Raw genomic sequence first — 24,724 nt, forward strand, 5'->3', positions numbered from 1 at the left:
GTGCCGTTGAGTAGGCACCACTGACAGGAGTGACCATGAAGAGACGCCATTTTGTCGCGGCCGGTATTGCCGCATCGCTGCTGCTGGCCGCGCCCGTGTTCGCCAAGGATCACGGCGGCAAGGGTCATGGCAAGGGCCAGGACAAGCAGGAGGAAAGGGCCGAGCGCCGCGAGGAAGTGCGTGAGGGCGCGTACTTCAACGAACGTCAGCGCGAGGACGTGCGCCGCTACTACGTCGAGCATTACGGCGGCGGCAAGGGCTGCCCGCCCGGGCTTGCCAAGAAGCACAACGGCTGCATGCCTCCCGGCCAGGCGCGCAAGTGGGCCGTGGGCCAGCCCGTGCCCACGGGAGTCGTGTACTACCCGGTGCCGCAGCCGGTGCTCACGCTGTTGCCGCCCGCGCCTGTGGGCTACCGGTACGAACGCCTGGGCGGCGACGTCGTGCTGATTCGACTGAACGGCAACATGGTCGTGGACATCATGCTCAACATCTTCTGAGGCATTCCGCTTCGGAGGTTTGAAACAGCGCCTGCGGGCGCTGTTTCCATTTTTGGCGTGCGTCCTACAGCGGGCGCATGAGCCACGCGCGACAGTCGGGCCTGTCGTCGTCCACATGTACGAGGAGCAAGGGATGGGTCCGCGCAAGCTTTCGTCGCGCCTGCTGGCGCTCGCCGTGTTGGCCGGTCTCGCCTGCACGGGCAGCGCGGCACAGAAGCACAAGGCGCCTGCCGCGCAGCAGCAGCAAGAGCCGGCAGAGCAGTCCGCCGCGCCGTCCCCGGGCCAGACCCAGGGTTACGGCGTTAAGCTGGGGGGCTTCTTCAACGAGAAGCACAAGGAAGCCGTGAAGCGTTCGTTCGCGCAGCATTTCGCGAAAACGAAGGAATGCCCCAAGGACATGGAGCGCAAGGGCAAGACCTGCCGCGCCCTTGTGCAAGGGCACTACTGGGCCGTGGGCCAGCCGCTGCGCAAGGAAGTGGAGACGTTCGAGCTGCCCGATGAGGTCCAGGCCCGCCTGCCCAAGCCGCCCGAAGGCTACGAGTACGTGCGTGCGGGCGAGGACATCCTGCTCATGTCCAAGGGGCTGCACCTCGTCGTGGACATGATGCAGGACGTGGTGGGCTGACGGCGGTCAGGGATCCCGCGAGAGCTTGGCAGGCTCGGTGCGCTGCCAGGCCACCGGCTCGCCGGCCGCGTTCTGGCGATAGTCGGCGTCGCGCACCGCGAGCAGCTTCTCCAGGTCCGCATGCGCGCCGTCCGGCTCGGTGGCCCCGATGTGCACCGGGCCTTCGATGATCCCTCCGGGGATGGACGGAGGCCCTTTGGGCGAGGCCGTCCAGCTGCCCGGGTGAGGCATGGGAGGGCATTCCGATTCGTCGTCGAGCGCGAACTGCCACGAGATGCCCGAGAGCCACGTCGATGCCAAGGGGTCGAAGGTCGTCACGCGCTTGATCAGCGCCTGCTGGAATGCGATGCCGTGCTCGAGGATGCGCGGGTCCCAGTGCTTCACGAGCAGTCGCCAGTGGACGGTGCGTTCGCCGCTGCGCGAAGTGCTGGTGAGCGACTCGCCCACGATCCACTGCGCGGGCATGCCGTGGCGATGCAGCGTCTCGCGCAGCGCCACCCGCAGCAGGTCGCGGCGCGTCGTGTTCTGCGAGAGCGGCAGGTGTTGCGACGGACTCGACGATGTGAGCTGCGACGAATGCATGTGCGACGGATTCGAATTCGGCGCGGGCGGCGTCTTCGCACCGAACAGGCGTTGCATGAGATTCATGGAGGGCCTCTCTGCTGCGGCTATAGTAACTACATGTTTCAAGACCGCGCAAGAGCCGGGTGAGCCGATTTCGCCTACTCTCGGGTACAAAGCCACACCGCACCATCATGACCCCGGACAATGTAAGCACTTTTGAATTACTTCCGCGCGACCTGCGTCCCTATCGGGAAGGCACCACCTGTGTCGATTACGTCCACCGGTTCGAATCGGGCAAGCCGGGTCCCCATGTCCTCATCAATGCGTTGACGCACGGCAACGAGTTCTGCGGGATGGTCGCGGCCACGCACCTGCTCGACACCGGCGTGCGCCCGAAGATCGGCACGCTCACGGTGAGCTTCGCGAACGTCGAGGCCTACGAATCGTTCGACCCCGCCGAGCCGTTCAAGAGCCGGCTGCTGGTGCACAACCTCAATCGGATCTGGTCGCGCGAATGGCTCGACGGATCGCAGAAGAGCCCGGAGCTGAAACGGGCGCGCGAGTTGCGGCCCGTCGTCGCGGCGGCGGACCACATCCTCGACATCCACTCCACGGCGCAACCGGTACAGCCGTTCTGGGTTTATCCCGGGTTCGAGCGCAATGCGAAAGCCGCGATGGCGATCGGCGTGCCGGACATCCACCTCGTGATGCCCGGCGGCATGAACACCGGCACACCGCTGATCGAGCACGGCCGGCATGGCCGGCCCGACCACGACGGCGTTGCGCTGGTGGCGGAGTGCGGCCAGCATTTCCTGCGTGCCAGCGGCGAATTGGCCATCGAAGTGACGATGCGCTTCCTCGCGCACTTCGGCCTGATCGATGCCGACCCGGCGTGGGAGGCGCCCGGTCCCCAGCGGCGTTATGAGCTGATCACCACGCCGGTGATCAAGACCGAGCAGATGAAATTCGCGCGCCCCGTGAAAGGCATGGAGACCTTCGCGAAGGGCGAACTCGTGGCGACCGACGGCGACGAGGAGATCCGCTCGCCGTGCGACGGCTGCACGATCTTCATGCCCGCGCGCCAGGCGATCCCGGGGCGCGAACTGGTCTACTTCACGCGGCCGATCTAGAAAGTCGCGGGCAGCACTTTCAGCCCGATCCAGGCGGCGCCGATCACCGCGTTCACCGGCACGCTCAGTGCGCCGGGAATGTAGAACATCATCGAGACGGTCGGCGCATCGAGCACCCATTCCGTGATGCCGCCGAGCGTGTAGAAGATCAGCCCGCACCACAGCCAGCGGACCATGTACGTGAGCAGCCAATGCGCGTGTTCCTTGTTGTACCGAAAGGCCGCCGCGCGCTCGAAGACGTTGCCGCGCGTGACGTCCTTGTACAGCCAGCCGAAAAAGAAGTAGCGGTACAGAAGCTTGCTGAATGCGATGTCGTGCATGGAGCTCCCCAGCCCGGAGGCAGACACCCCATGGTAGGGAAGCTGAGCGCAGCGCGCATGTAGGACGACGCAGGGTTTTTACCAGCGGCACAATCGCGGTGCATGAGACAGCTCGCATTCTTTTCATTGCTGGCCGCGTGCGCGGCGGTGCACGCGCAGAAGGTGGGCAATCTTTTCGGTGACCCGTTCGTGCAGGTCACGTCGGCCATCGCGCACTGCCCGGTGCCGCGCGGGCCGTACCTCACGGAGGAACAGGCGCGGGTGCAGCAACATGTGCGCTCGCAGCATGGCGGCAGCTGCTTTCGCGTCGGCCGCTGCCGGCTGCCGAATTCGTATTTGTACGACGCCGAGATCATCCCGCGCGTGCGGACCTACATCCGCGAGGACGGCCGATTCGACGACACCAGCCTGTGGGTCTTGGGCGAGCGCCGCATCGTCACCATCATGGGCTGCGTGAAGTCGCAGGAGCAGGCGATCGCGCTCGAGCGTGCGGTGAGCCTGGTGGACGACGTCATGAACGTCGTGCCGCTCGTGATGGTCGGCACCGACGGCAAGCCGCCGTATCGGGTCGTGGGCGAGACGACGCCCGACTGATCACACCAGCCGTTCGATCTTCTTCTTGCGCCAGGCGAACCGGTAGAAGCTGGCCTGCAGCGCGAGCATGGAAAGGAACGTGATCGGGTAAGCCATCCACACGCCGTTCAGGCCGAAGTGACGGCTCAGCACCCACGCGGAGGGCACCTCGATGACGGCGATGCAGAAGATCGAGATGGCCGTCGGCACCAGCACGGTGCCGCTGGAGCGCATCACGCCGCCGATCACGGCAGAGAATCCGAACACCACGATGCTCCACAGCATGATGTGGAGCAGGGTCTGCGCGATCTCGATCACCGGCTCGCTGGTGATGAACGCCCCGACGAGGTGCCGCGAGAAGAGGTAGCCGGCCAGCACCAGGCTGCCCGTGAGCACGACGTTGAGGGCAAGTCCCGTCTTCGTGATGGCGCCGAGGCGGTCGGTGCGGCCGGCCCCGATCGCCTGCGCGCCGAAGATGGACGCAGTGATGGCGATGGAGAGCGCCGGGAACTGCACGTAGTTCACGACCTGGTTCACCGCACCGTAAGCGGCGGTGGCGCTCGAGCCGAAGCCGTTGACGATCTTCAGCAGCACGACTTCCGCGAGCGAGACCACGATCATCTGCACGCCGGTGGGCAGGCCGATGCGGATCACCAGCTTCAGCAGGCGCGGGTTGATGCGCAGGTCGCGCAGCAGTTCGGCGTCCGGTGCGAGCGGGTGGTTCTTGCGGCGCATGTAGACGGCGAGGAACGCGAGCGCCGTCAGGTAGGAGACCATCGTCGCGGCGGCGGCGCTCGTCACCCCCAGCTGCGGCAGCCCGAGCCAGCCGCGGATGAACGCGGGCGTGGTGATGCAGGACACCGCGGTGGAGATCACGAGCGCGAGCAGCGGTGTCACCGTGTCGCCCACGCCGCGCATCAGCTGCGTGGCCAGCAGGAAGACCATCAGCCCCGGCATCGCGATCATCATCAGCCGGCCGTAGCTCACGGCGGCGGGCAGCACGTCCTCGGGCGTGCCGAGCGCACGCAGCATCGGCTCGGCGAAGGCGCCGCCGAAGAAGGCGATGACGAGGCCGATCGCGAGCCCGAGGCCGAGCGCCGTGCCGGCGATCGACTTCACCTTGTGCGTCTCGCGCGCGCCCCAGGCCTGGCCGATCAGCACCGACGCGCCGGCGCCGATGCCGATCACCAGCGAGATGAAGAAGAAGATGATCGGGAACATGCCGGCGGCTGCGGCCAGCGCCTGCGTGCCGAGCATCTGCCCGATGAACACGCCGTTGATCGTGCCCGTCAGGCTTTGCAGGATGTTCGCGAGCACCATCGGCGCGAGGAACGCCAGGAAGGTGCGCCACAGGGGCGGGGCATTGGGGGCCTGGGCGGTAGCGGTGGACGTCGTGCCGTTCATGTCCCGCTGATCGTACAGGGGCGCGGGGCTAGGCCGTCCAGCCGCAACCCACGGCACATCAGGGCGCGGTCCTACGCATGGATGAAGCGGAAGGGCCTAATATCGTTCGGACGCAGGAACTCTGGAGACCCCGATGTCCACCGACAAATCCGAATCGCTCTCCGACGTGTGGAACTCGCGCTTCGACGACCGCGACGATGAGGACCTGGCCTGGCACGTCTGGGCCCAGCGCCTTGCCGCGCGCGAGAAGGCTATGGCCCAGCCGGTCCGCAATTTGTCGCTGCCCGAGGAAGCGCCCGTGCGCGAGGCAGCGAACGATCCCAAGCCCAGCGCCGAGTGAACGCCATGCCACGCGGAGACAAGTCGTCCTACACGGACAAGCAGAAGCGCCAGGCCGAGCACATCGAGAAGGGCTACGAGCACCGCGGCGTCGGCGCGAAGGAAGCCGAGCGCCGCGCCTGGGCCACGGTGAACAAGGAAACAGGCGGCGGCAAGAAGAGCGGCTCGGGTCGCAAGAAGAGTTCGTCGTCCTCTAGGAAGAAGTAAGTCGGATCTTCCCCTCGCTGACGTAGCGGTCGAACTCCTCGCGCGTGATTGCCGTCGAGCTGGCCGTCGGGCCTTCGTGCCAGCTCAGCATCACGCTGTCCTCGGCAATCTCGATCTCGACCGGGCCATCGGGGATCGGCATGGTCATGCCGTCACCGGCACGGAACTCGACCTCCCCGCGAATCAGGGCTTGCTGGGTCATGGATGCTCCTTGGGTTGAGTAGCGGCCATCTTCTGCCGAGCACCCATCCGTTGGCTGTCAGCCGTTATTGATGGACTTTGTCATGCCGCTGGCCGCAAGCGACCGTCGCGGGTTACGCTAGCACCAGGAGACCACCACCATGGCCTTGCCGCATGCCTCCCTGCTGGACGTGATCAACGTGGCGCCGCTGGGCGACCGGTTGCGCGAGGCGGTGAGCACCAGCCTGATCAAGACCGGCCGCATCCAGCTGCTGCACCTGGTGCTGCCGGCGCACAAGGACCAGCCCGAGCATCACGTCGACGACGAGTGCACGATCCACTGCCTCGAAGGCGTGGTCGAAGTGGTGATGGGCGTGGGCACGAAGCAATTGCGCGCCGGCAACGTGATCGTGTTGCCGGCACGCCAGCGCTTCTCGCTGCGGGCGCGCACCGATTGCGCGCTGCTCATGACGCTGTTGCTGGAAGAGGGCGATGCGGGCGCAGGCGGCGGTGACCGGGTGGCCTCAGGCCCCCAATGACACGTCCCGCGCGGCGAATTTCGCGACCAGGTCCACGAGGTCCTGCGGCGCCACGGGCTTGGTCAGGTGCGCGTCGAATCCGGCGGCTTTCGATGCCGCCATGTCGGCGGCCTGACCGTAACCGGTGAGCGCGGCGAGCTTGCCGCGGTAGCCGTCGCGCTTCAATGCGCGGGCCAGCTCGTACCCGCTCATGCCGGGCAGGCCGATGTCCAGGATCGCCACGTCGGGATGGAAGTCCTGCACCGCTTCCAGCGCGCCCTGGGGCGTGTAGGCGACGCGCACGTCGTAACCCGACATCTCCAGCAGCGTCGCGCAGGTATCCGCGGCGTCCTCGTTGTCGTCCACCACCAGCACGCGGCCACCGTGGACCTTTTCGGGCGGTGCTGCAGGCGCGGGCCGCACGTCCGCCGGCGCAGGGGTGGTCGGCAGGCGCACAGTCATGCGTGTGCCCCGGCCCGCACCCGCACTGGCCGCATACACGCTGCCGCCGTGCATCTCGACGAGGCTCTTGACGATCGGCAGACCCAGGCCCAGGCCGCCGCGCGCGCGGTCGTTGTTCTGCGGCGCCTGGTAGAACAGGTCGAAGATGCGCTGCAGTTCGTCGGGCGCGATGCCGATGCCGCTGTCCGTCACCTCCACTTCGACCTCGTCATCCCGCTGTCGTGCCCGGATGCCGATCGCGCCGCCCGAGGGGGTGAACTTCACGGCGTTCACCAGCAGGTTGTTGAACACCTGCGCGAGCCGCACCTCGTCGCCTTCGACCCACGCGCCCAGCACCTCGGGCGACATTTCCAGCGAAAGCGTGCGTTCGGAGAGCAACGGCTGGATCGCATCGACCACCTGCTCCAGCACGTGCGCGATGCGCACCGGCACGCGGCGCAGCGCCAGGCGCCCGCTCGTGATGCGAGAGACATCCAGCAGGTCGTCGACCAGGCGCGTCACGTGCACCAGCTGCCGCTCGATGATGCGGCGCTCCTGCGCGGTGGTCTCGTCGCCCTTCATCCCCATCAGCCGCACCGCGTTGGCGATCGGCGCCAGCGGGTTGCGCAGCTCGTGGCCCAGCATCGCGAGGAACTGGTCCTTGCTGCGGTTGGCTTCCTCCGCTCCGTGCAGCGCCTCCTCGATCTGTTCGCGGGCGCGGTCGCGTTCCTCGGCGGCATTGCGCAGGGCCACCGCCACTTCATCGAGTTCCGCGATGTCCAGCGGCGCGATCCGCACGGGAAAGCCCCCGCCGAGGGCAGCGGCGCCTTCCTTCAACTGCTCGATCGGCTCGATCACGCGCTTCGAGAGCAGCCACGCCAGCATCAGCGACAGCAGCAGCGACGTCGCCAGCCCCACCGCGATCACGCCCAGCAGGGTGAGGAAGCCTCGATTGGTCGCCGCCACCGACGTGCCCACGGCCACGGCCCAGCCGGAGTCCGGCAGGCGCGTGAAGCCGGTGTACACGTCCTCGCCTTCGGCGGTCTTGGTGATGCCGGTGCCCTGCGTCTCTCCGGACGCAAGCAAGCGTTTCAACGACGGCGAAGGCTGCGAGCTGACCGGCACTCGCGAGCGGGACAGGCGCTGCCCGGTCCGATCGAACACCGCCGCCACCGACTCGACCGGGACGCCTTGCCGAATCAATACCTTGCTGATGACCTCGGTCGACAGGACGGCGCTGAGGACGTACACCACGTCGTCGCCGCGGATGACCGGGACATGCACCACGAACAGCGGGACTTCGTCGCGCATCGAAATCACCATGTCGGAGACGATGGGTTTCTCGCTCTTCACGACTTCCTGCAGGCCTGGCGCATCGACCGGATGCGGGTCGAAGTTGTCGAACGGCTGGTTGGACCGGAACAGGATGTGCCCGTCGCCGTCGGCCAGCACGACCTGCTGCCACCCGAGCTGCTCCGCGTTGCGCCGCGCCGAGAGATGGAAGGCGCGCAGGTCCGCGCGTTCCAGTTCGTCCGAGGTGCCCATCTGGTGCAACAGGGCTTCGATCGAGCGCAGCTCGGAATTCACGGCCGTGGCGAGCGCGCGCGACAGCTCCAGGGAGGAGCGTTCGGCCGCCGCGCGCCTTTCCTGGAACAAGTGGTCGATGCCCCACGCGAGCACGATCACCAGCGGCAGCAGCCCGCTCGCCGCGAGCAGCAGCAGCCGCATGCGCAGCGGCCCTGCGTGTTCGCTCGGGACCGGACTCATCGGCGAATGGTAGCGCCCTCCACCGTGGCGGGGACGCCTGAATAGCTCGTCAGTTTCCGGTGCCTCAACCGGGTGGGGGAGGCCGCAGCGCGATGAAATCCCGGCGCAGAGCCTCGTAAGCGGCGGCCACCCGCAGCAGCAGTGCGTCGGCGCTGTGCCTGCCCATCAGCTGGATGCCCATGGGCCAGCGTCCGTTGCCGTGGAAGCCCGCCGGCACGACCAGCGACGGCACGGCGGCCAGCGTGGCGTAGATGGTCGTTTCCATCCAGCGGTGATAGGTATCCATCGTGCGGCCGGCGATCTCGCGCGGCCAGCGCATGGTCACTTCGAAAGGCCAGACCTGCGCACTGGGGAGCACCAGCACGTCCCACCGGTCGAACAGGGCCAGCACGTGCCGGTAGTAGGCCGACCGCGTCTCGCTGGCGCGGCGGAAGTCCATGTAGCTCAGGCCCAGCGAGCACTCGTATTCCCACTGCGCCTCGGGCTTGATCTTCTCCTTCGCGCCGGGCAGGTGCATGAGCGCACCGACGCGCGGGCCGGCGATCGCACGCCGCCACGTGAGCCAGGTTTCCCAGACCTTCTGCGGGTCGAAGCCGAGCGGCACCTCCTCGACGATCGCGCCGGCCGACTCGAAATGCCTCAGCGCATCGCGGCAGGTCGCGATCACGCCGGGCTCCGTGGCCAGGTACCCGCCCAGGTCGCCCAGCCAGCCGATGCGCAGCCCGCGCAGGTCGGCCGTGTCCCCCGGGCTCCACTCGATCGCCGACTGCAGCGACAGCGGCGCGCGTGCATCGTGTCCGCCCTGCGTCACGAGCAGGCGCGCGAGGTCCTCGATGCTGCGCGCCATCGGCCCTTCGGTCGAGAGCAGGTCGATCCACACGTCGGGGTTGTAGGCCTGCGGCACGCGGCCTTGGGTCGGCCGGAAGCCGTACACGTGGTTCCAGCCGGCCGGGTTGCGCAGCGACCCCATGAAATCCGATCCGTCCGCGATCGGCAACATGCGCTGCGCCAGGCACACCGCCGCGCCGCCGCTGCTGCCGCCCGCGCTGACGGCGGTGTCCCAGGCGTTGTGCGTCGCGCCCCACAAGGTGCTGAACGTGTGCGAGCCCAGGCCCAGCTCGGGCGTGGTGGTCTTGCCGATGACGATGCAGCCGGCCGCCTTCATGCGCGCGGTCATCACGCTGTCACGCGACGGCTTGTGGTTCGCCAGCAGCTCGCAGCCCTTGGTGGTCGGAAAGCCCACCGCATCGGCCGCGTCCTTGATGGCGACCGGGATGCCATGCAGCCAGCCGCGGCTGTTGCCCGCGGCCAGCTCCGTGTCGCGCTCGTCGGCCCGCGCCAGCAGCACGTCGTCGGGCGCGAGGTTCACGATCGCGTTGAAGGCGGGATTGAGCTTGTGGATGCGGGCGAGGAACGCCTGCATCACCTCGCGCGCGGAGAGCTGCTTCGCATGGATGCGCGCCGACAGCTGCGACGCGTCGAGATCGGTGATGTCCATGACGCATTCTGTCACCCCATAGGCAACCGAGGGGTTGCGTTTATCGGAGAGCCCGTCATAATGCAGAAACGCAACCTATCGGTTGCTCATCAAGGGAGAATCATCCATGACAGCAGGAAGCGAAACCGACCGCATCGAGCGGCAGGTGACGATAGCTGCGCCGCGCGCACGGGTGTGGCAGGCGCTGAGCAATCCCGAGGAGTTCGGCGCGTGGTTCGGCTGCAACCTCGCGGGCCAGCGTTTCGAGCCCGGCAAGCGCACGCGCGGCCCGATCACCTTCAAGGGCTACGAGCACGTGTTCTTCGACGTGGTGGTCGAGCGCGTGGAGCCGCAGAAGGTGCTGGCCTACCGCTGGCACCCGTACGCGGTGGAGGCGGGCGTGGACTACTCCAGGGAGGAGCCGACGCTCGTCACCTTCATGCTCGAGGACGCGCCCGGCGGCGGCACGCTGCTGAAGGTGGTGGAGTCCGGCTTCGACAAGGTGCCGCCCGGCCGCCGCCTCGAAGCCTTCCGCATGAACAGCCGCGGCTGGGACGGGCAGATCGGCAACATCGTCCGCCACGTCGCACAACAGGGCCGAGTCGATGGAGCACCCCACGAAACCGCCGCAGGAAATCGCTAGGATCTTCGCCGCGCTCGGCGACCCGACGCGCCTGCGCCTGGTGGCGGTGCTGTGCGCGGGCGGCGCGTTTTCCATCGCGCAGCTCACGGCCAACACGCACCTCACGCGCCAGGCCGTGACCAAGCACCTGCAGGTGCTCGCCCAGGCCGGCGTGGTCCACGACGTGAAGATCGGCCGCGAGCGCCTCTGGCAGCTCGAGCCCGGGCAGCTGGAAGAGGCGCGCCGCACGCTGGAGGTGATCGGCCGCCAGTGGGAAGTCGCGCTCGGCAAGCTCAAGGCCTTCGCCGAAAAGAGGTAATGCGCAAACACCTCGTTGCATTTGGCTACTGCTGAGCCAGGCGCGCATCCTCTAAGCTGAGCCCCAGCCATAAGGAGGGCGTGTGAAACGGGTGGTGATCTTTGGCCTGGCGGCGGCAGGGGTGTGGATAGCGTCCGCACGCGCCGTGCATGCGCAGGCCGTCTACAAGTGCGGGCCGAATACCTATTCGCAGTCGCCCTGTTCCTCGCGGGTCGTGCGCACGTACGACGCGCCGGTGCCCGTGAGCAAGAAGCCGACCGACGTCGTCGCGCATCGCCTGCCGGGCGAGACGGATGCGGAGTTCAATACGCGCAAGCGCCGTGCCGGGCTACCGGAGGCTGACCGCGACGAGTGCGCGCGGCTGGACAAGCGCATCCCCGTCGAGCAGGAGCGCCTGAAGAAACCCCAGGAAGACGAGGTCGACGACGCCCAGTCGGCCCTCTCGGACATCAAGAAGCGGTCTGCGCAGCTGCACTGCTGACTGCCCCTATGATTCGCTCCCACGCCCCCGGGGAGGGGGCCGGAGGCTTTCGACATGCTGGATATCCGGTGCGCGGCCCAGGCCGCGGCGCTTGTCACCTTGTGCTGCGGTCTGCTGGTTGCGCCGGCGCAGGCCGGGGCGTCCGATGACTCGGCGGTGATCGTCGACACCGACCGCACCATCGTGCTGGCGGGGGGCAGCGTGAATCCTCCCAAACCCGTGCCCGAAAACCTGGTGGCGGCGGGCGGGCGAATCATCGTCGACAAGCCCGTGGGCCGGAACGCGGTGCTCGCCGCCGGCTCGATCGACGTTCGTGCGCCGGTCGACGGCAGCCTTCGCGCCGCCGGCGGCTCGATCAGCATCGGCGGCAACGTCGGCGGCAACCTGGCCGCGGCGGGGGGCGAAGTGCGGATCGCACGCGAGGCGACCATCGCCGGCGCGGCGCGCGTTTTCAGCGGCACGCTCACCATCGACGGCCGTATCGACGGGCCGCTGCGCGCCAGTGCCGAGCGCATCATCATCAACGGCGAAGTGCAGGGCGACGTCAAGGCGGCGGCCGAGGAGATCGTGCTGGGGCCCGGCGCCAGGATCGTCGGCGCGCTGAGCTACGTTTCGGGCAAGGACGTCGTGAAAGGCGAGGGCGCGACGATCGGCGGCGCCGTGACGCACAAGGCGCCGCACGAGGCGGGCGGCGAGCCCGAGGAGACGCTGCCGCGCATCAGCCGGGCGGCGCGGATCTTCGGCGCCATCGTTTCCTACATCGCCCTGCTGGGCTGCGGCGCGCTCTTCCTCGCCATCGCGCCCATCTTCAGCGTCGAGGCGCCCGACCGCATCCGGTTCTCGCCGGCGCGCTCGCTCGGCATGGGCGTGCTCGCCGCCATCGGCGTGCCCATCCTCGCCCTCCTGTTCATGCTCACGATCATCGGCATCCCGGTGGGCGGCATGATGCTCGCGCTCTATCCCTTCCTGCTGCTCTTCGGCTTCATGGTCGGAACGCTCTTCGTCGCGAACCTCGCGGCGACCCTGCTCAAGCGGCCGCCGCCGCCGACCGTGGTGAAGGCCGTCGGCCATTACGCCATCGCGCTCGCCGCGGTGATGCTGCTCATGCGTGTGCCTTCGGTCGGCGGGTTCATCCTATGCGCGCTGATCGTGCTGGGCATAGGCGCGTTCGTGATCGAACTCTACCGTCGCAGCCGCTCCGGCGCGCGGCGGCCTCGCCCGGCGGCGACGGCCTGAAGAGGCTTGCAATCCGCCTCGCCCGGGCGGATAGTGCTTGCCTCTTCACCGGAGGAAGCCATGCCGAAATACGTGATCGAACGCACTGTCCCGGGCGCAGGGAAGATGTCCGCGGCGGACCTGAAAGGCATCTCGGAGAAATCCTGTGGCGTGTTGCGCGAGATGGGTCCGCGCGTGCAGTGGCAGCAAAGCTATGTCACCGGCGACAAGATCTACTGCGTCTACATCGCCGACAGCGAAGAGGACGTGCGCGAGCACGCGAAGCGGGGCGGTTTCCCGGCGGACTCGGTCGCGGTGGTGAGCGCCGTGATCGATCCCGCGACAGCCGGCTGACGAATTTTTTCGCGGCTCCTGTCGATTCCTGGTCATTCACGCGTCGTAAGGTTGGGGGGACCGTTCGTGTCCCTGACCCCAACCAGGAGAAACCCATGCCCATGCTCGACAACTACATCTTCTTCGACGGCAACTGCGCCGAGGCCATGCGCTTCTACGAGCGCGTGACCGGCGGCAAGCTGCAGATGATGATGAAGTACTCCGAATCGCCCGTGCCGGCCGATCCGCAGCACTGCCCGCCCGGCTCGGAGGACCGCATCATGCACGCCAGCCTGGTGATCGACGGCCGCAACCTGATGGCCTCGGACTCGCCGGCGGGGCAGTACAAGCCGATGCAGGGCTTCTCGCTCTCGCTGTACTACGACACGCCGGAAGAGGCCAGGCGCAAGTTCGACATGCTCGCCGATGGCGGAACCATCGTGATGCCTTTCGGCCCCACCTTCTGGGCCAAGGGCTTCGGCATGCTCACCGACAGGTTCGGAACGCCCTGGATGGTGAGCGGCGGGAGTTTGCAGCCCAGCTGAGCGCCCGCCCTGCGGGCTGTGCGAACAGTCTCTACAGTTGACGCAGGTCAATCGGAAACGGGCCGGTGGCGCGAATAGTTCGCCCACCGGCGTTCGTTTGCCGAAGGAGAGCGTCCATGAGCCCGAGAAGAAGCCTCTTGTCGTGCGTGCTCGTCGCGGCCAGCCTGCTCATGGGCATGGCCGCGGGAACCGCGAACGCATTGCCGCTCTTCGCGCGCCAGACCGGCCAGAACTGCGTCGCCTGCCATGCCGGCGGGCAGTTCCCGGAGCTCACGCCTTACGGGCGAATATTCAAGCTCACCGGCTACACGATCGGGCAACGCACGATCCCGCTGTCGGCCATGGCGGTGGTCACGAATTCCAGCGTGGCCAACACGTCCAAGAGCGACGATCCGTCGAGCGACTTCCAGCTCAACGACCGCACCATCTTCGCCACGGCGAGCCTGTTCTTGGGCGGCAAGGTCACCGACAACATCGGCGCCTTCGCGCAGGTCACCTACGACAACTACGCGTCGCAGGACGCCAACGGCGCGTTCCACGGGCACTCGCACGCCGACAACATCGACCTGCGCTACGCCGACCGCTTCATCACCCCGGCGCGCGACCTGATCGTCGGGGTCTCGGTGAACAACAACCCGTCGGTGTCCGACCCGTGGAACACGGCGGCTGCGTGGATGCAGTACGTGCCCGTGCCCAGCCCGCCGAGCAGCGCCTTCATCGACGGCAACGCGCCATACCCGAACTTCGCCGCAGGCGGCAACATCGCGGGCATCACGGCCTACGCGTTCTGGAACCGCACCATCTACGCCGAACTGGGCGCCTACGGCTCGTCGCGCGGCGCGCTGTCGTTCATGCACGCGGGCCTGCATCCGGACGAACTGACCAAGCTGCGCGGCCTGAACCCGTACTGGCGGCTCGCATGGAACCACGAATGGGGGCCCCACTCGCTGATGGTCGGCACCTCGGGCATGACGGCGCGCATCTTCGACAACCCGCTGGATACGTCCGACACGAGCACGATCCACCGCAGGCGCGACCTGATGCTCGACACGCAATACCAGTACCTGCTGGACCCGCATGCGATCACCGCGCAGCTCGTGTACCAGCGCAGCCGGCACGTGTTCCCGGACTTCCTCGCGAACCAGCCGGTGGCTCTCGTCGACGCGTTCGGCAATCCGCTGCCCAACACCAATGCGGTGGACAAGACGAACCTGCTGCGCGCCAAGCTCACCTACGTGTACCGCGCCAAGTACGGCGGCAGCGTCGGCTTCTTCAACCTGACCGGCACCACCAATACGGCGAACCTGACTTCGGGCTTCAGCCCGGACACGCTCGAGATCACGACCGACCCGACGGTGGCCGCGCCGTCCACGCGCGTCTTCGGCAACGCCACCGGCAATCCCGCGACCCGCGGCGGAACGCTGGAGGCGTTCTGGACCCCGATCCAGTACGTGAGGCTGGGCGTCCAGTACACCTTCTACACGCGCTTCAACGGCGCGTCGACCAACTACGACGGCTTCGGGCGCAACGCCCGCGACAACAACTCGCTGTTCGTGTACCTGTGGGCCGCGTATTGAGCGTATCGGAGGTGACCACCATGAAACACGTCCAGCTCGTGATCGCCCTCGCGGCCGTGGCCGCCTTGGCCGGCTGCGCCAACCCGTCGCGCTCGCGCGACCTCGCGAACCCCAACGTCGCGCCGGTCGTCACGGCGCAGCAGGTGTGCTCGTCGTGCCACGGCATGAACGGCGTGAGCGTGTCGCCCAACTTCCCGATCCTGGCGGCGCAGACGCCTGCCTATCTGGTCGCGCAGCTGCGCGATTTCCGCGCCCACAACCGTTCGGACCCGGCCGGCTTCGAGTACATGTGGGGCCTGAGCCGCAGGCTCACCGACGAACAGATCAAGGGCCTGGCCGACTACTACGCGCACCAGCCGCCCGCGCCCGGCATCACGAAGGGCGACGCCGCGCGCATCGCCGCGGGCGACAAGATCTTCCACGAGGGTGTGAGCGGCAAGAACGTGCCGGCTTGCGTCGGCTGCCACGGCGACCAGGGGCAGGGCAAGGACCAGTTCCCGCGACTGGCGGGCCAGCACGCCGACTACGTCGTCAAGCAGCTCGTGGTGTTCCAGCGCACCGACCAGCGGCCCGCGGCCGCGGCGATGAAGATCGTCGCGCACGAGCTCACCCGGCAGGACATCGAGAGCGTGGCGGCCTACGTGCAGACGCTGCGCTAGCGCGAAGGCGGTTTCGTTCACGGCCGGTTCAGCGAGGCGGGCGCAGACTGCCCGCATGCTGTATCAAGGAGAGGCCATGAACGCTTCCATCAAGTCCATCGCCGTTACCGCCGTGCTTGCCGCCGCTGGATTGGGCGCTGCGGTCAGCGCGAGCGCCCACGAATACGCGCCCCAGTACACGCGGGAGTACGCACCGATGCAGAACTGGCAGCTGCCACCGCGCTACGTCTATGACGGCGGCCGCTATGACGGCGATGCGTGCCTCGCCCCGCGCTGGGATCCGGGAATGCGCTACATGCCGGGCGACACTGTGCGCCGCCACGGCGAGTTGTACATGGCACGGGGGATATCCGCCCGCGTTTGGAATGTGAACAGCCCGCCGGAGTGGACGCCCAATTACTGGGTGCCGGCGCGCTGCGGTTGAGGGTCATCAGGTGCGCAGCTTGCGCCCCAGGTGCTTCTCCACCGCCTCGACCTTGCTCTCGAGCCGCGATTCGTTGCCCGCGCGATAGTCCATCTTGAGGTTCATGCCGATGCGCGGGCAGTCCGGCTCGAGCGCGCGGAAACAGTCGCCGACGACCTTCATCACCTCGTCGTAGCTGCCTTCGAGGATCGTGCCCATGGGCGTGAGGCGGTAAGTGACACCGCTGCGATCGATGAGGTCGAGGATGCGCGCCACATACGCGCTGACGCCTTCGCCGCGATCGGGCGGGTTCATGGCAAATTCGAGGAGGACCATGGGCCCATTTTCGTTCGCCGCCGGTTCAGCGGGGCCGGCGCAGACTGCCCGCATGAACACTTCGATGCGATCCTTCCTCACCACGGCCGCGCTGGGACACGAACGAGCGCTACATGCCGGGCGATACCGTGCGCCGCCACGGCCAGTTGTACATGGCCCGGGGCATTTCCGCGCGTGTGTGGAACGTGAACAGCCCGCCGGAGTGGACGCCGAACTACTGGGTGCCGGCGCGCTGCGGCTGAGGCAGCGTGCTCACTTGTTCTTCAACTTGCCTTTGGGCATCACCGACGTGACCGGCGGTACGGGCCGATCGGAGGTGGACTCCTTGGGCGGCGAGTTGTCCTTTTTCGGTTTCTTGACCATCTTGTTGCTGCGCTGGTCGCCTTTGGCCATGAGGGTCTCCTCGGATTGAAGGCACCGATTCTGCACGCAGGCCGCAAGCCCCATACTCGGGGCATGGCCAAAGCACCCAACTACTCTTTCGAAAAGCGCCAGCGCGAGCTGGAGAAGAAGCGCAAGGCCGCTGAGAAGGCCGCGCGCAAGGCGGCGCCAGCTCCGGCGCACGTGGACCCCGCGCCGACGGCGCCCGAGCCCGAGAAGAAGTAGTCAGCGCTTCTCGCGCACGACGGGCGGCGGCTCCTGGAACGTCGTCGTCGATTGCCCGAACACGATGGGGTCGGGGTGCTTCGCGGTGGTCGGCGTCGTGGTCCTGCGCACCACGAAGTACAGAACGAGCAGCAGTGCGCCGATGAAGATGGCCCACGGCGCAGCGAGGCGAATGCCCTGGGCCACGGGCGCGAGCATCGGCTTGCCGGCCAGGAACATCGAGGCCAGGAGCAGAGTGCCGCCGAGAAGAACCAGCATCAGGCCCATATCGAGAAGCCCACGCTTCGCGTCGCCGGCCTTTCGTACCTTGGTGATCTTTGCCAAACTACTTGCTCCCCATACGGCAAGTTGGATTAGATCAACGGCGCAGCAGCTGCGCAAGGTGCAAGCATGTACAAACCCTTCGACCTGACCGGCCGCACGGCGGTGATCACCGGCGGCAACGGCGGCATCGGCTACGGGATGGCGAGCGCGCTGCTCGCCTCGGGCGCCGGCGTCGCGATCTGGGGCTCCAACCCCGACAAGACGCAGCGCGCCAAGGAGCAACTCGCGAAGGAATGCGGCGACGCCGCGCGCGTGCACGCCTTCGTCTGCGACGTGAGCGACGAGGCACAGGTGGACGCGACCTTCGCGCGATGCGTGCAGGCGCTCGGCCACGTCGACGCGTGCTTTGCGAACGCCGGCGTCTCGAGCAAGGGCACGCCGCTGCAGGACATGGGTCTGGATGAATTCCGCCGCGTGCAGCGCGTGAACGTCGAAGGCGTCTTCCTCACCTTCCGCGCCGCCGCGCGCCACATGATCGGGCGCGGGCAGGGCGGCTCGCTCGTCGCCACCGCCAGCACTGCCGCCGTGGAAGGCGCGGCGCGCAACAGCCACTACGGCGCGAGCAAGGGCGCGGTGACGTCCATGGTGCGGGCGCTGGCCGTGGAGCTGGCGCGCTACAGGATCCGCGTCAATTCGATCCTGCCGGGCTGGATCGAGACGGACATGACGGAGAAGTCGATCGGCAACCCGAAATTCGCGGACGCGGTGATGCCGCGGATCCCGGCGAGAAGGTGGGGCGCGGGAGACGACTTCGGCGGCATCGCGGTGTACCTCGCGAGCGACGCGTCCTCGTATGCCACCGGCGAGCAGTTCCTGATCGACGGCGGCTACACCAAGTTCTAGCTTCGGGCCTTGAATTGGCGCCCACCCGGCCTATAACGGTTGGACCGCCACGCAAGGAGAAGGCCATGATGGTTGCACGCTGGAAGATCGATGCCAGGTTCGGATACAAGCAGAACGTGATCGATGCCATGCAGCGCTGGCTGCGCGAAATCGGCCCGCAGGCGGGGCTGGACGCGAGCCGGGCCCGCCTGCTGACGGGCTCGATCGGCGCGCCGGAATCGACGATCGTCTCCGAGCACGTGGTGGAAGACCTCGCCGAACTGCAGCGCACCTGGGACAAGCTGGGGCAGATCGCCGCGCACAAGGAGTGGAGCAAGGCGCTCGAGCCGCATGTGGTCTCGGGCACGAACCGGTGGGAGATCTATCGCGTCCTGTGAGGCCGAGGCGGCCGGTGCTGAGTCACCGATGGGGGACGCACGGCCATGGCGGTGTCCGACATCGCGCCGGCCGTTCGGGCGTTGAACTGTTGATGCATCCTCAAGAAAGGAGTGACACATGCGTCGACCGATTCTTCGCACGATTTCCGTCGCCATCGCGCTCGCCTTCGGCTCCGGCTGGGCTGCCGCCCAGACCGCAGGCGCCGGCACAGGCACCATGGCGTCCAACAGCACGAAGCAGGGCACGAGCAAGGCGGCGAGCGAGAAGCTGTCCCACGCCGACCGCGAGTTCATCGAGGACGCCGCCAAGGGCGGCATGTTCGAGGTCCAGTCCGGCCAGCTTGCCCAGCAGAAGGCCAGCGACCCGGCCGTGAAGGAGTTCGCCAACAGGCTCGTGCAGGACCACGGCAAGGCCAACGACGAGCTGAAGCAGATCGCGCAGGCCAAGGGCGTGACCCTGCCCGACAAGGAGAAGTTGGGTGAGCGGCGCGAGGCGAAGAAGCTCGAGAAGCTGAGCGGAGCCGCCTTCGATCGCGAATTCGCGATGCGCAGCGTGACCGACCACCGGAAGGACATCAAGGACTTCGAGAAGGCCGCTTCGAAGGTGAAGGACCCCGAACTGAAGGCCTGGGCCGAGAAGCAGCTGCCCACGTTGCGCGAGCACCTCGCGATGGCGGAGAAGCTGCCGGAAGCGGGCAGTCAGCAGGCCGGTGTGAATCCGCCGAACACGCGGGCGGCGGGGAACAAGGGCTCGTCGAAGTACTGACGTACGGGCGAGACTGCGGGCTCAGCGCTGTGCGCCGAGCCCGTTTTCGCGCGCCAGCACGATCGCGGCCGCGCGGTCCTCCACGCCCAGCTTGTGAAAGATGTGGTTGATGTGATTGCGCACGGTCTTGGGCGTGATCGCCAGCCGGTTGGCGATGCGGTCGTTGTTCAGGCCCGCCGCGAGAAGATCGAGGACGCGATGTTCGGCCGGGGTCAGTTGGGCCAGCACAGGCGCCTGCGTCGCGGGCGCCCAACCGTTTCGCGCGAGGAAGCCTTCGAACTCCACGAAGAAGCGCTCCCACGCCGATTGGTGATCCAGCAGGATGTGGTTGCGGCTGTCGAGCGGCACGAATTCCGCGCCGGGGATCGCGCCGGCGAGCTTGCGGCCTTCTTCGAAAGGAATGCGCGCGTCACCGCGTGAGTGCATCACGAGCGTGGGGCACTGCACGCGGGCCGCGTAGTCGGTGACGTCCACCTCATGGAGCACCGAGAGGATGCGCGCCGCGGTCTCGGCGCTCGCCGCCCTGCGCTGCAGCTCGTCGAAGGCCTTGAGCTGCTCGGGTGTGCCGTCCGGAATGAACTGGGTCGCGAACACCTGCCGAAAGGCGGAGTTCTCGCGCCCCCAGCCCAGCTCGACGAGCTTGAGCATGGCGTCGGCTTCCTCGGCCGCGCGTGCATGCGCGCGCTTGCGGGCCCCGCGCAGGTAACCACCATAAAGGACGAGGTGGCTGACGCGTTCGGGATGTTCCGCGGCGTATTGCAGCGCGATGGCCGCGCCTTGCGACGCACCGTACAGCACGAAGCGATCCAGCCCGGCGGCATCCACCACGGCTTCCAGGTCGAGTTGCAGCGCGTGCTGCGAGATGTCGGTTACTTCGCGATCCGACAATCCGCAGCCGCGCCCGTCATAGCGAACGAGCGTATGGCGCTGCGCCATGCGTTCCGTCCAGCGCCGCCACGCCGGTGAGGCGATATCCAGTTCAAGGTGATTGAGCCAGTTGGGCGCCTTCACGACGACTGGCCCGTTGCCCGTGACCGCGTAGGCCAGGTGCACGCCATCGGCGGCGGTGCAGAAGCGGATCCGCTGGGGCGGGGATGAAGGCGTCACGGCGGCATTCTGCGCCGACTCGGCAAGCCGGCATGGGACCGCAGTCCCACGGGGCCATGGCGGTGAGGGGACATTTCGAGCGCGGATGGGTCCTGCGGCTCATGCCTTCGGGGCGCCCAATGCGCAGAGTGGAGGCGTCGCATCGAAGGAGCACGCCATGATCGACCATCCGCTTGCACGCTCGCCATGGACCGGCCTGGTGGCCGCCACGATCTTCTGGTCCGGGAATTTCGTCATCGGCCGCTCACTGCGCGGCCAGATCGATCCGGTCGCGCTCAACTTCTGGCGCTGGGTGATTGCCGCGCTGGTGCTGGCGCCTTTCGTGCACCGCGCGTTCGCGCGTCAATGGCCGATCCTGAAGCGCCACTGGAAGTACGCGGGCGTGCTCGGCCTGACCGGGCTGGCCGTGCCCCACACCTGCAGCTACGAGGCGCTGCAGACCACGACCGCGGTCAACGCGCTGCTGCTGCTCATCATGATGCCGGTGGTCGTGGCGCTCGGCGCATGGCGCTTCTTCGGACAGAAGATCGGCGCCTGGCAATGGTGCGGCATTGCCCTGTGCTTGTTCGGCGCCGCCGCCATCCTGTTTCGCTTCGACTGGCAAGCAGTGCGCGAACTCCGCTTCCACCGGGGCGACCTCTGGATGCTGCCGGCCGTGCTGGCGGCGAGCACGCACACGCTGATGCTCCGCAGGACGCCCGCCGGCGTCACTCAGGGGCCGCTGCTCATGGCTTCGATGCTGGCGGCAATCCTGCTGATGGCACCGCCGGTGATGTGGGCCGGGCTAGGCACGCTGGCCGCGGCGGTGAACGTCTGGGCCGGAGTTCTTTACGTCGGCATCTTCGCTTCGGCGGTGGCGTTCCTGCTGTGGAATCGCGGCGTCGTCGCCGTCGGCGCGGAGCGCGCGGCACCGCTCATGTACCTGATGCCGGTCTACGCATCCATCCTCTCGGCGCTGTTCATTGGCGAAGGCGTGCAGCCGTATCAAGTGGCCGGTGGCGCGCTGGTGCTTGTGGGTCTGTGGATGGCGCGGGTCCGCGCGAATGATCGCGGGACGAGGAACAGCCGCTCGAGCGAGATGCATAAGCGGGTTCCTATCGGTTAGATTCGCGGGAGGGGAGGAGCCCAAAATGGCCCGCAGGCCTACTTCGCCCAGCTGTCCTTCATCCCCGCCACCCGATTGAACACGGGCTTACCCTCGCGATGGTCTTTGCGATCCGCCACGAAGTACCCATGCCTCTCGAACTGGAACTTCTCATCTCCCTTGGCCTTCGCGAGTGACGGCTCCACATACGCGGTGATCACCTTCAGCGAATCCGGATTCAGTTCCTCGAGAAGATCCTTGTCCCCCGTCCCCGGCTGCGGCACGGAGAACAGCCGGTCGTAAAGCCGCACTTCGGCCTTCACGCCATCGGCCACGCTCACCCAGGTGATGTTTCCCTTCACCTTCACGGCGTCGGCGCCCGGCGTGCCGCTCTTCGTGTCCGGCACCAGCTTGGCCTGCACCTCGGTCACGCGGCCTTGTGAATCCTTGGTCGCGCCGGTGCACTCCATCACGTGCCCGTACTTCAGGCGCACCTTGTTGCCCGGGAACAGGCGGTTGTAGCCCTTGGGCGGCACTTCCTCGTAGTCGGTGCGCTCGATCCAGATCTCCTTGCCGAACCGGAACTCGCGTCGTCCCAGTTCCGGCTTGTGCGGGTGCACGGGCGCGGAGCAGGCGTCGAGGAAGTCGTCGCTGCCCATCACGTCCTGGTAGTTCGTGATGACGAGCTTCACCGGGTCCAGCACCGCCATCGCGCGCGGGGCCTTCGGGTCCAGGTCGTCGCGCAGCGCCTGATCGAGCACGCTGTAGTCGATCCAGCTGTCGGCCTTGCTCACGCCGATGCGCTCGCAAAAGAGCTGGATGCTCTCGGGCGTGTAGCCGCGCCTTCTCATGCCGACGATGGTGGGCATGCGCGGGTCGTCCCAGCCGGTGCAGTGCTTCTCGTCGACGAGCTGCTTCAGTTTGCGCTTGCTCGTGATGACGTAGGTGAGGTTCAGGCGCGCGAACTCGTACTGGCGCGGGTGCGGCTTGTTGACCAGGCCGCCTTCGGCCAGGCGGTCGAGCAGCCAGTCGTAGAAGGGCCGCTGGTCCTCGAACTCCAGCGTGCACAGGCTGTGGGTGATGTTCTCCAGCGCGTCCTCGATCGGGTGCGCGTAGGTGTACATCGGGTAGATGCACCACTTGTTGCCCGTGTTGTGGTGCTCCGCGTGCTTGATGCGGTACAGGGCCGGGTCCCGCATGTTGATGTTGGGGCTGGCCATGTCGATCTTCGCGCGCAGCACCGCAGCGCCGTCGGCCAGCTTGCCGTCGCGCATGTCGCGAAAGCGCGCCAGGTTCTCCTCGATCGAGCGGAAGCGGAAGGGGCTGTTGGTGCCCGCGGTGCTGAAGTCGCCGCGGTTGATGCGCATCTCTTCCGGCGTCTGCTCGTCCACATAGGCCAGGCCCGCTTCGATCAGGTACTCGGCCGCGCGGTACATGAAGTCGAAGTACTCGCTGGCGTGGTAGAGGTGGTCGGTGCCGTTGGCGTCCCAGCCGAAGCCCAGCCAGTGCACCGCGTCCAGGATGCCGTCGACGTACTCCTGCTCCTCCTTCTCGGGATTGGTGTCATCGAAGCGCATGTGGCACACGCCGTTGTAATCGCGCGCCAGTCCGAAGTTCAGGCAGATGCTTTTCGCATGCCCAACATGTAAGTAACCGTTGGGCTCGGGCGGGAAGCGGGTGCGGATCTTTGCCGGGTCGGGCGTGCCCGCCTCGTGCGCCGCCGCGTCGGCCGGCCGGCCGGCCCATCGGCGCTGGGCGTAGGTCCCCTGCTCGATGTCGCGCTCAATGATGTGCCGCAGGAAATTCGTGGGCTTGGCGGAGGCGCTGTCGGCGGGGGAGGTCATAGATGGAAGATTTTAGAGTGCGCTGCACAACGGCTCTTCGGCGCGCGAAATCGGTCACGCCGCTGGAGCGGTTTCCGACAGATCGTTACCTCCATTAACGGGTTTGACCGAGCAGGGGGTATTCGCCTCAAGGTGGGCCGCGTTTAATAAAGGCACGGGCCGTTGGGAGTGCCCATCGAACAGGAGAGCAGTCATGAATTCCAGCCGATCCCTCATCGCCAAGGCCGGCATTGCCGCCCTGGTGCTGGCGGCCGCCGGCACCGCATCGGTCGCGCAGGCCGGCGGCAGCGTCAGCGTTGCCATCGGCGCGAACCTCGCGCCCGGCGTGGCTGTGTCGGCGACCAATGCGCCGTACGGCTACTACGCCCCGACTTACGTCGCGCCGGCGCCCGTGTATGTCGCGCCCGCGCCCGTCTATTACGAACCTGCCCCGGTGTACTACGCCCCGGCCCCCGTCGTGGGCGTGCAGTACTACTGGAGCCCGGTGCACCACCGCTATTACTACTACCAGCACGGCCACCGCCACTGGCGCTGACTTTCTCGCAGAAGTTCTCCAAGCTGGCCCCGCCTAACCGCGGGGCTTTTTTTATCTTCGTTTTTGCGAAGGCCAAAAAAGAGGCCCCAGTCAGAGACTGGGGCCAACATGCTAGTCGCGGGACGGAGGGCCGGACCAGCTCACCCCGGAGGAGGAGGGGACTCAGAGGAGTCGGGGTGATTGGAGTGTAGTAGACCTTTTGCCATGCGGCCTGCCTGTAGGACAAGGCCGACAACACATGCCAGACGTGTCTGCACATCCAGTGTGCGGCGCATGACGGTGATTCCCTACGCTCACCGTCATTGAGAGCCGATGGCGCCAAGTTGCCGTCCGTCCCACGCTGGATGCATGACCAAGACCGTCAGTGACCAAGTAGTGGAGCGGCTGCACGCGTGGGGCGTGGGCCGTGTGTTCGGCTATCCCGGCGACGGGATCAACGGCGTCATGGGCGCCTTGAACCGCATGCAGGACAAGGTGGAGTTCGTGCAGACCCGGCACGAGGAGCTCGCGGCCTTCATGGCCACGGCCCACGCCAAGTTCACCGGCGAAGTCGGCGTGTGCATCGCGACTTCCGGGCCCGGGGCCATTCACCTGCTCAACGGCCTGTACGACGCGAAGGCCGATCACCAGCAGGTGGTCGCGATCGTCGGCCAGCAGGCCCGGTCGGCGCTGGGCGGCGATTACCAGCAGGAAGTCGACCTGATGT

The 24,724-nt window shown here is 67.2% G+C and carries 35 protein-coding genes; 24 read left to right on the top strand and 11 right to left on the bottom strand.

All coding sequences use genetic code 11. From position 1 onward, the window contains the following. Positions 1-35 precede the first annotated feature (35 nt). Together AC3EF3_RS05875 and AC3EF3_RS05880 are read left to right on the top strand one after the other, a co-directional pair. Entirely contained in the window at positions 36-497 is a 462-nt protein-coding gene (locus AC3EF3_RS05875) for a hypothetical protein (protein ID WP_488531220.1), read from the top strand. A gap of 133 nt (positions 498-630) precedes the next feature. After that, positions 631-1,122, top strand: coding sequence for a hypothetical protein (locus AC3EF3_RS05880; protein ID WP_488531221.1), 492 nt, complete (start codon positions 631-633; stop codon positions 1,120-1,122). Positions 1,123-1,128: 6 nt separating this feature from the next. Here the strand turns inward: AC3EF3_RS05880 and AC3EF3_RS05885 are convergent, their stop codons facing one another. Continuing rightward, complete coding sequence (locus AC3EF3_RS05885) at positions 1,129-1,770, bottom strand: hypothetical protein (protein WP_488531222.1); 642 nt, start codon at positions 1,768-1,770, stop codon at positions 1,129-1,131. A 107-nt stretch (positions 1,771-1,877) separates the two neighbouring features. On the opposite strand from AC3EF3_RS05885, the gene AC3EF3_RS05890 reads away from it, so the two are divergent. Then, entirely contained in the window at positions 1,878-2,816 is a 939-nt protein-coding gene (locus AC3EF3_RS05890) for a M14 family metallopeptidase (RefSeq protein ID WP_488531223.1), read from the top strand. Here AC3EF3_RS05890 and AC3EF3_RS05895 read toward each other — a convergent pair. Beyond that, positions 2,813-3,136 carry a hypothetical protein gene (locus tag AC3EF3_RS05895; RefSeq protein WP_488531224.1) on the bottom strand — a complete coding sequence of 108 codons (324 nt, stop codon included), beginning with the start codon at positions 3,134-3,136 and terminating at the stop codon, positions 2,813-2,815. The two genes, AC3EF3_RS05890 and AC3EF3_RS05895, sit on opposite strands and share 4 nt — an antisense overlap. A 102-nt stretch (positions 3,137-3,238) precedes the next feature. Here AC3EF3_RS05895 and AC3EF3_RS05900 point away from each other — a divergent pair, with 102 nt between their 5' ends. Continuing rightward, positions 3,239-3,730 (top strand): BON domain-containing protein, encoded by a 492-nt coding sequence (locus AC3EF3_RS05900; RefSeq protein ID WP_488531225.1) that lies wholly within the window; start codon positions 3,239-3,241, stop codon positions 3,728-3,730. Here the strand turns inward: AC3EF3_RS05900 and AC3EF3_RS05905 are convergent, their stop codons facing one another. After that, entirely contained in the window at positions 3,731-5,113 is a 1,383-nt protein-coding gene (locus AC3EF3_RS05905; RefSeq protein WP_488531226.1) for an MATE family efflux transporter, read from the bottom strand. A gap of 133 nt (positions 5,114-5,246) precedes the next feature. On the opposite strand from AC3EF3_RS05905, the gene AC3EF3_RS05910 reads away from it, so the two are divergent. Then, positions 5,247-5,453 (top strand): hypothetical protein, encoded by a 207-nt coding sequence (locus AC3EF3_RS05910; RefSeq protein WP_488531227.1) that lies wholly within the window; start codon positions 5,247-5,249, stop codon positions 5,451-5,453. A gap of 5 nt (positions 5,454-5,458) precedes the next feature. Then, the gene (locus AC3EF3_RS05915; RefSeq protein WP_488531228.1) at positions 5,459-5,659 is read left to right on the top strand and encodes a hypothetical protein; all 201 of its coding nucleotides are present in this window, start codon (positions 5,459-5,461) and stop codon (positions 5,657-5,659) included. Here AC3EF3_RS05915 and AC3EF3_RS05920 read toward each other — a convergent pair. Next, positions 5,646-5,861: a hypothetical protein gene (locus tag AC3EF3_RS05920; protein ID WP_488531229.1), complete on the bottom strand. Its 216-nt coding sequence runs from the start codon at positions 5,859-5,861 to the stop codon at positions 5,646-5,648. The two genes, AC3EF3_RS05915 and AC3EF3_RS05920, sit on opposite strands and share 14 nt — an antisense overlap. Before the next feature lie 139 nt (positions 5,862-6,000). On the opposite strand from AC3EF3_RS05920, the gene AC3EF3_RS05925 reads away from it, so the two are divergent. Beyond that, the gene (locus AC3EF3_RS05925; RefSeq protein ID WP_488531230.1) at positions 6,001-6,378 is read left to right on the top strand and encodes a cupin domain-containing protein; all 378 of its coding nucleotides are present in this window, start codon (positions 6,001-6,003) and stop codon (positions 6,376-6,378) included. Here the strand turns inward: AC3EF3_RS05925 and AC3EF3_RS05930 are convergent. Together AC3EF3_RS05930 and AC3EF3_RS05935 are read right to left on the bottom strand one after the other, a co-directional pair. After that, a complete protein-coding gene (locus AC3EF3_RS05930; protein ID WP_488531231.1) occupies positions 6,364-8,565 on the bottom strand; it encodes a hybrid sensor histidine kinase/response regulator in 2,202 nt (733 codons plus the stop codon). The two genes, AC3EF3_RS05925 and AC3EF3_RS05930, sit on opposite strands and share 15 nt — an antisense overlap. Before the next feature lie 64 nt (positions 8,566-8,629). After that, positions 8,630-10,063: an amidase gene (locus AC3EF3_RS05935; protein ID WP_488531232.1), complete on the bottom strand. Its 1,434-nt coding sequence runs from the start codon at positions 10,061-10,063 to the stop codon at positions 8,630-8,632. A 106-nt stretch (positions 10,064-10,169) separates the two neighbouring features. Here AC3EF3_RS05935 and AC3EF3_RS05940 point away from each other — a divergent pair, with 106 nt between their 5' ends. The 9 genes from AC3EF3_RS05940 to AC3EF3_RS05980 all read left to right on the top strand — a co-directional run bounded on the left by AC3EF3_RS05940 (position 10,170) and on the right by AC3EF3_RS05980 (position 16,217). Then, on the top strand, positions 10,170-10,685 hold the full coding sequence (locus AC3EF3_RS05940) for an SRPBCC family protein (RefSeq protein ID WP_488531233.1): 516 nt from the start codon (positions 10,170-10,172) through the stop codon (positions 10,683-10,685). Next, positions 10,648-10,983, top strand: coding sequence for an ArsR/SmtB family transcription factor (locus tag AC3EF3_RS05945; RefSeq protein ID WP_488531234.1), 336 nt, complete (start codon positions 10,648-10,650; stop codon positions 10,981-10,983). Before AC3EF3_RS05940 ends, AC3EF3_RS05945 begins: the two co-directional genes overlap by 38 nt. 82 nt (positions 10,984-11,065) lie before the next feature. Continuing rightward, complete coding sequence (locus AC3EF3_RS05950; protein ID WP_488531235.1) at positions 11,066-11,464, top strand: hypothetical protein; 399 nt, start codon at positions 11,066-11,068, stop codon at positions 11,462-11,464. 54 nt (positions 11,465-11,518) lie between these two features. Then, positions 11,519-12,700, top strand: a complete 1,182-nt coding sequence (locus AC3EF3_RS05955) for a bactofilin family protein (RefSeq protein WP_488531236.1) — start codon at positions 11,519-11,521, stop codon at positions 12,698-12,700. A 60-nt stretch (positions 12,701-12,760) separates the two neighbouring features. Continuing rightward, a complete protein-coding gene (locus AC3EF3_RS05960) occupies positions 12,761-13,033 on the top strand; it encodes a DUF4242 domain-containing protein (protein WP_488531237.1) in 273 nt (90 codons plus the stop codon). A gap of 95 nt (positions 13,034-13,128) precedes the next feature. Beyond that, positions 13,129-13,557, top strand: a complete 429-nt coding sequence (locus tag AC3EF3_RS05965; RefSeq protein WP_488531238.1) for a VOC family protein — start codon at positions 13,129-13,131, stop codon at positions 13,555-13,557. Positions 13,558-13,673: 116 nt separating this feature from the next. Beyond that, on the top strand, positions 13,674-15,134 hold the full coding sequence (locus tag AC3EF3_RS05970) for a cytochrome C (RefSeq protein WP_488531239.1): 1,461 nt from the start codon (positions 13,674-13,676) through the stop codon (positions 15,132-15,134). Positions 15,135-15,154: 20 nt separating this feature from the next. Beyond that, a complete protein-coding gene (locus tag AC3EF3_RS05975; protein ID WP_488531240.1) occupies positions 15,155-15,793 on the top strand; it encodes a c-type cytochrome in 639 nt (212 codons plus the stop codon). Positions 15,794-15,869: 76 nt separating this feature from the next. Continuing rightward, positions 15,870-16,217 carry a hypothetical protein gene (locus tag AC3EF3_RS05980; protein ID WP_488531241.1) on the top strand — a complete coding sequence of 116 codons (348 nt, stop codon included), beginning with the start codon at positions 15,870-15,872 and terminating at the stop codon, positions 16,215-16,217. A gap of 6 nt (positions 16,218-16,223) precedes the next feature. Here AC3EF3_RS05980 and AC3EF3_RS05985 read toward each other — a convergent pair whose 3' ends face one another. After that, complete coding sequence (locus AC3EF3_RS05985; protein WP_488531242.1) at positions 16,224-16,532, bottom strand: MTH1187 family thiamine-binding protein; 309 nt, start codon at positions 16,530-16,532, stop codon at positions 16,224-16,226. A gap of 113 nt (positions 16,533-16,645) precedes the next feature. On the opposite strand from AC3EF3_RS05985, the gene AC3EF3_RS05990 reads away from it, so the two are divergent. Then, positions 16,646-16,774: a hypothetical protein gene (locus tag AC3EF3_RS05990; protein WP_488531243.1), complete on the top strand. Its 129-nt coding sequence runs from the start codon at positions 16,646-16,648 to the stop codon at positions 16,772-16,774. A 10-nt stretch (positions 16,775-16,784) separates the two neighbouring features. Here AC3EF3_RS05990 and AC3EF3_RS05995 read toward each other — a convergent pair whose 3' ends face one another. Continuing rightward, the gene (locus AC3EF3_RS05995; RefSeq protein ID WP_488531244.1) at positions 16,785-16,925 is read right to left on the bottom strand and encodes a hypothetical protein; all 141 of its coding nucleotides are present in this window, start codon (positions 16,923-16,925) and stop codon (positions 16,785-16,787) included. A 63-nt stretch (positions 16,926-16,988) separates the two neighbouring features. Between AC3EF3_RS05995 and AC3EF3_RS06000 the strand changes: the two genes are divergently transcribed. Next, complete coding sequence (locus AC3EF3_RS06000; protein ID WP_488531245.1) at positions 16,989-17,138, top strand: hypothetical protein; 150 nt, start codon at positions 16,989-16,991, stop codon at positions 17,136-17,138. On the opposite strand, the gene AC3EF3_RS06005 is transcribed toward AC3EF3_RS06000, so the two are convergent. Continuing rightward, positions 17,139-17,462 carry a hypothetical protein gene (locus AC3EF3_RS06005; RefSeq protein WP_488531246.1) on the bottom strand — a complete coding sequence of 108 codons (324 nt, stop codon included), beginning with the start codon at positions 17,460-17,462 and terminating at the stop codon, positions 17,139-17,141. It lies immediately after the preceding gene. Between the two features lie 66 nt (positions 17,463-17,528). Here AC3EF3_RS06005 and AC3EF3_RS06010 point away from each other — a divergent pair, with 66 nt between their 5' ends. The 3 genes from AC3EF3_RS06010 (at position 17,529) to AC3EF3_RS06020 (ending at position 19,448) form a co-directional block, all read left to right on the top strand. Then, positions 17,529-18,305, top strand: a complete 777-nt coding sequence (locus AC3EF3_RS06010) for an SDR family NAD(P)-dependent oxidoreductase (RefSeq protein ID WP_488531247.1) — start codon at positions 17,529-17,531, stop codon at positions 18,303-18,305. 65 nt (positions 18,306-18,370) lie between these two features. Then, positions 18,371-18,682 (top strand): hypothetical protein, encoded by a 312-nt coding sequence (locus tag AC3EF3_RS06015; protein ID WP_488531248.1) that lies wholly within the window; start codon positions 18,371-18,373, stop codon positions 18,680-18,682. 118 nt (positions 18,683-18,800) lie between these two features. Further along, positions 18,801-19,448 carry a DUF4142 domain-containing protein gene (locus AC3EF3_RS06020; protein ID WP_488531249.1) on the top strand — a complete coding sequence of 216 codons (648 nt, stop codon included), beginning with the start codon at positions 18,801-18,803 and terminating at the stop codon, positions 19,446-19,448. Positions 19,449-19,469: 21 nt separating this feature from the next. Here the strand turns inward: AC3EF3_RS06020 and AC3EF3_RS06025 are convergent, their stop codons facing one another. After that, complete coding sequence (locus tag AC3EF3_RS06025) at positions 19,470-20,555, bottom strand: alpha/beta fold hydrolase (RefSeq protein ID WP_488531250.1); 1,086 nt, start codon at positions 20,553-20,555, stop codon at positions 19,470-19,472. A 157-nt stretch (positions 20,556-20,712) separates the two neighbouring features. Here AC3EF3_RS06025 and AC3EF3_RS06030 point away from each other — a divergent pair, with 157 nt between their 5' ends. Beyond that, the gene (locus tag AC3EF3_RS06030; protein WP_488531251.1) at positions 20,713-21,660 is read left to right on the top strand and encodes a DMT family transporter; all 948 of its coding nucleotides are present in this window, start codon (positions 20,713-20,715) and stop codon (positions 21,658-21,660) included. 38 nt (positions 21,661-21,698) lie between these two features. Here the strand turns inward: AC3EF3_RS06030 and AC3EF3_RS06035 are convergent, their stop codons facing one another. Continuing rightward, positions 21,699-23,483 carry a glutamine--tRNA ligase/YqeY domain fusion protein gene (locus AC3EF3_RS06035; protein WP_488531252.1) on the bottom strand — a complete coding sequence of 595 codons (1,785 nt, stop codon included), beginning with the start codon at positions 23,481-23,483 and terminating at the stop codon, positions 21,699-21,701. A 193-nt stretch (positions 23,484-23,676) separates the two neighbouring features. Here AC3EF3_RS06035 and AC3EF3_RS06040 point away from each other — a divergent pair, with 193 nt between their 5' ends. Continuing rightward, on the top strand, positions 23,677-24,018 hold the full coding sequence (locus AC3EF3_RS06040; protein WP_488531253.1) for a hypothetical protein: 342 nt from the start codon (positions 23,677-23,679) through the stop codon (positions 24,016-24,018). A 348-nt stretch (positions 24,019-24,366) separates the two neighbouring features. Continuing rightward, positions 24,367-24,724: thiamine pyrophosphate-binding protein (locus AC3EF3_RS06045; RefSeq protein ID WP_488531254.1), on the top strand; the 358-nt coding region annotated here is incomplete at its 3' end.

Source organism: Ramlibacter sp. GS1-15 (genome assembly GCF_057785015.1).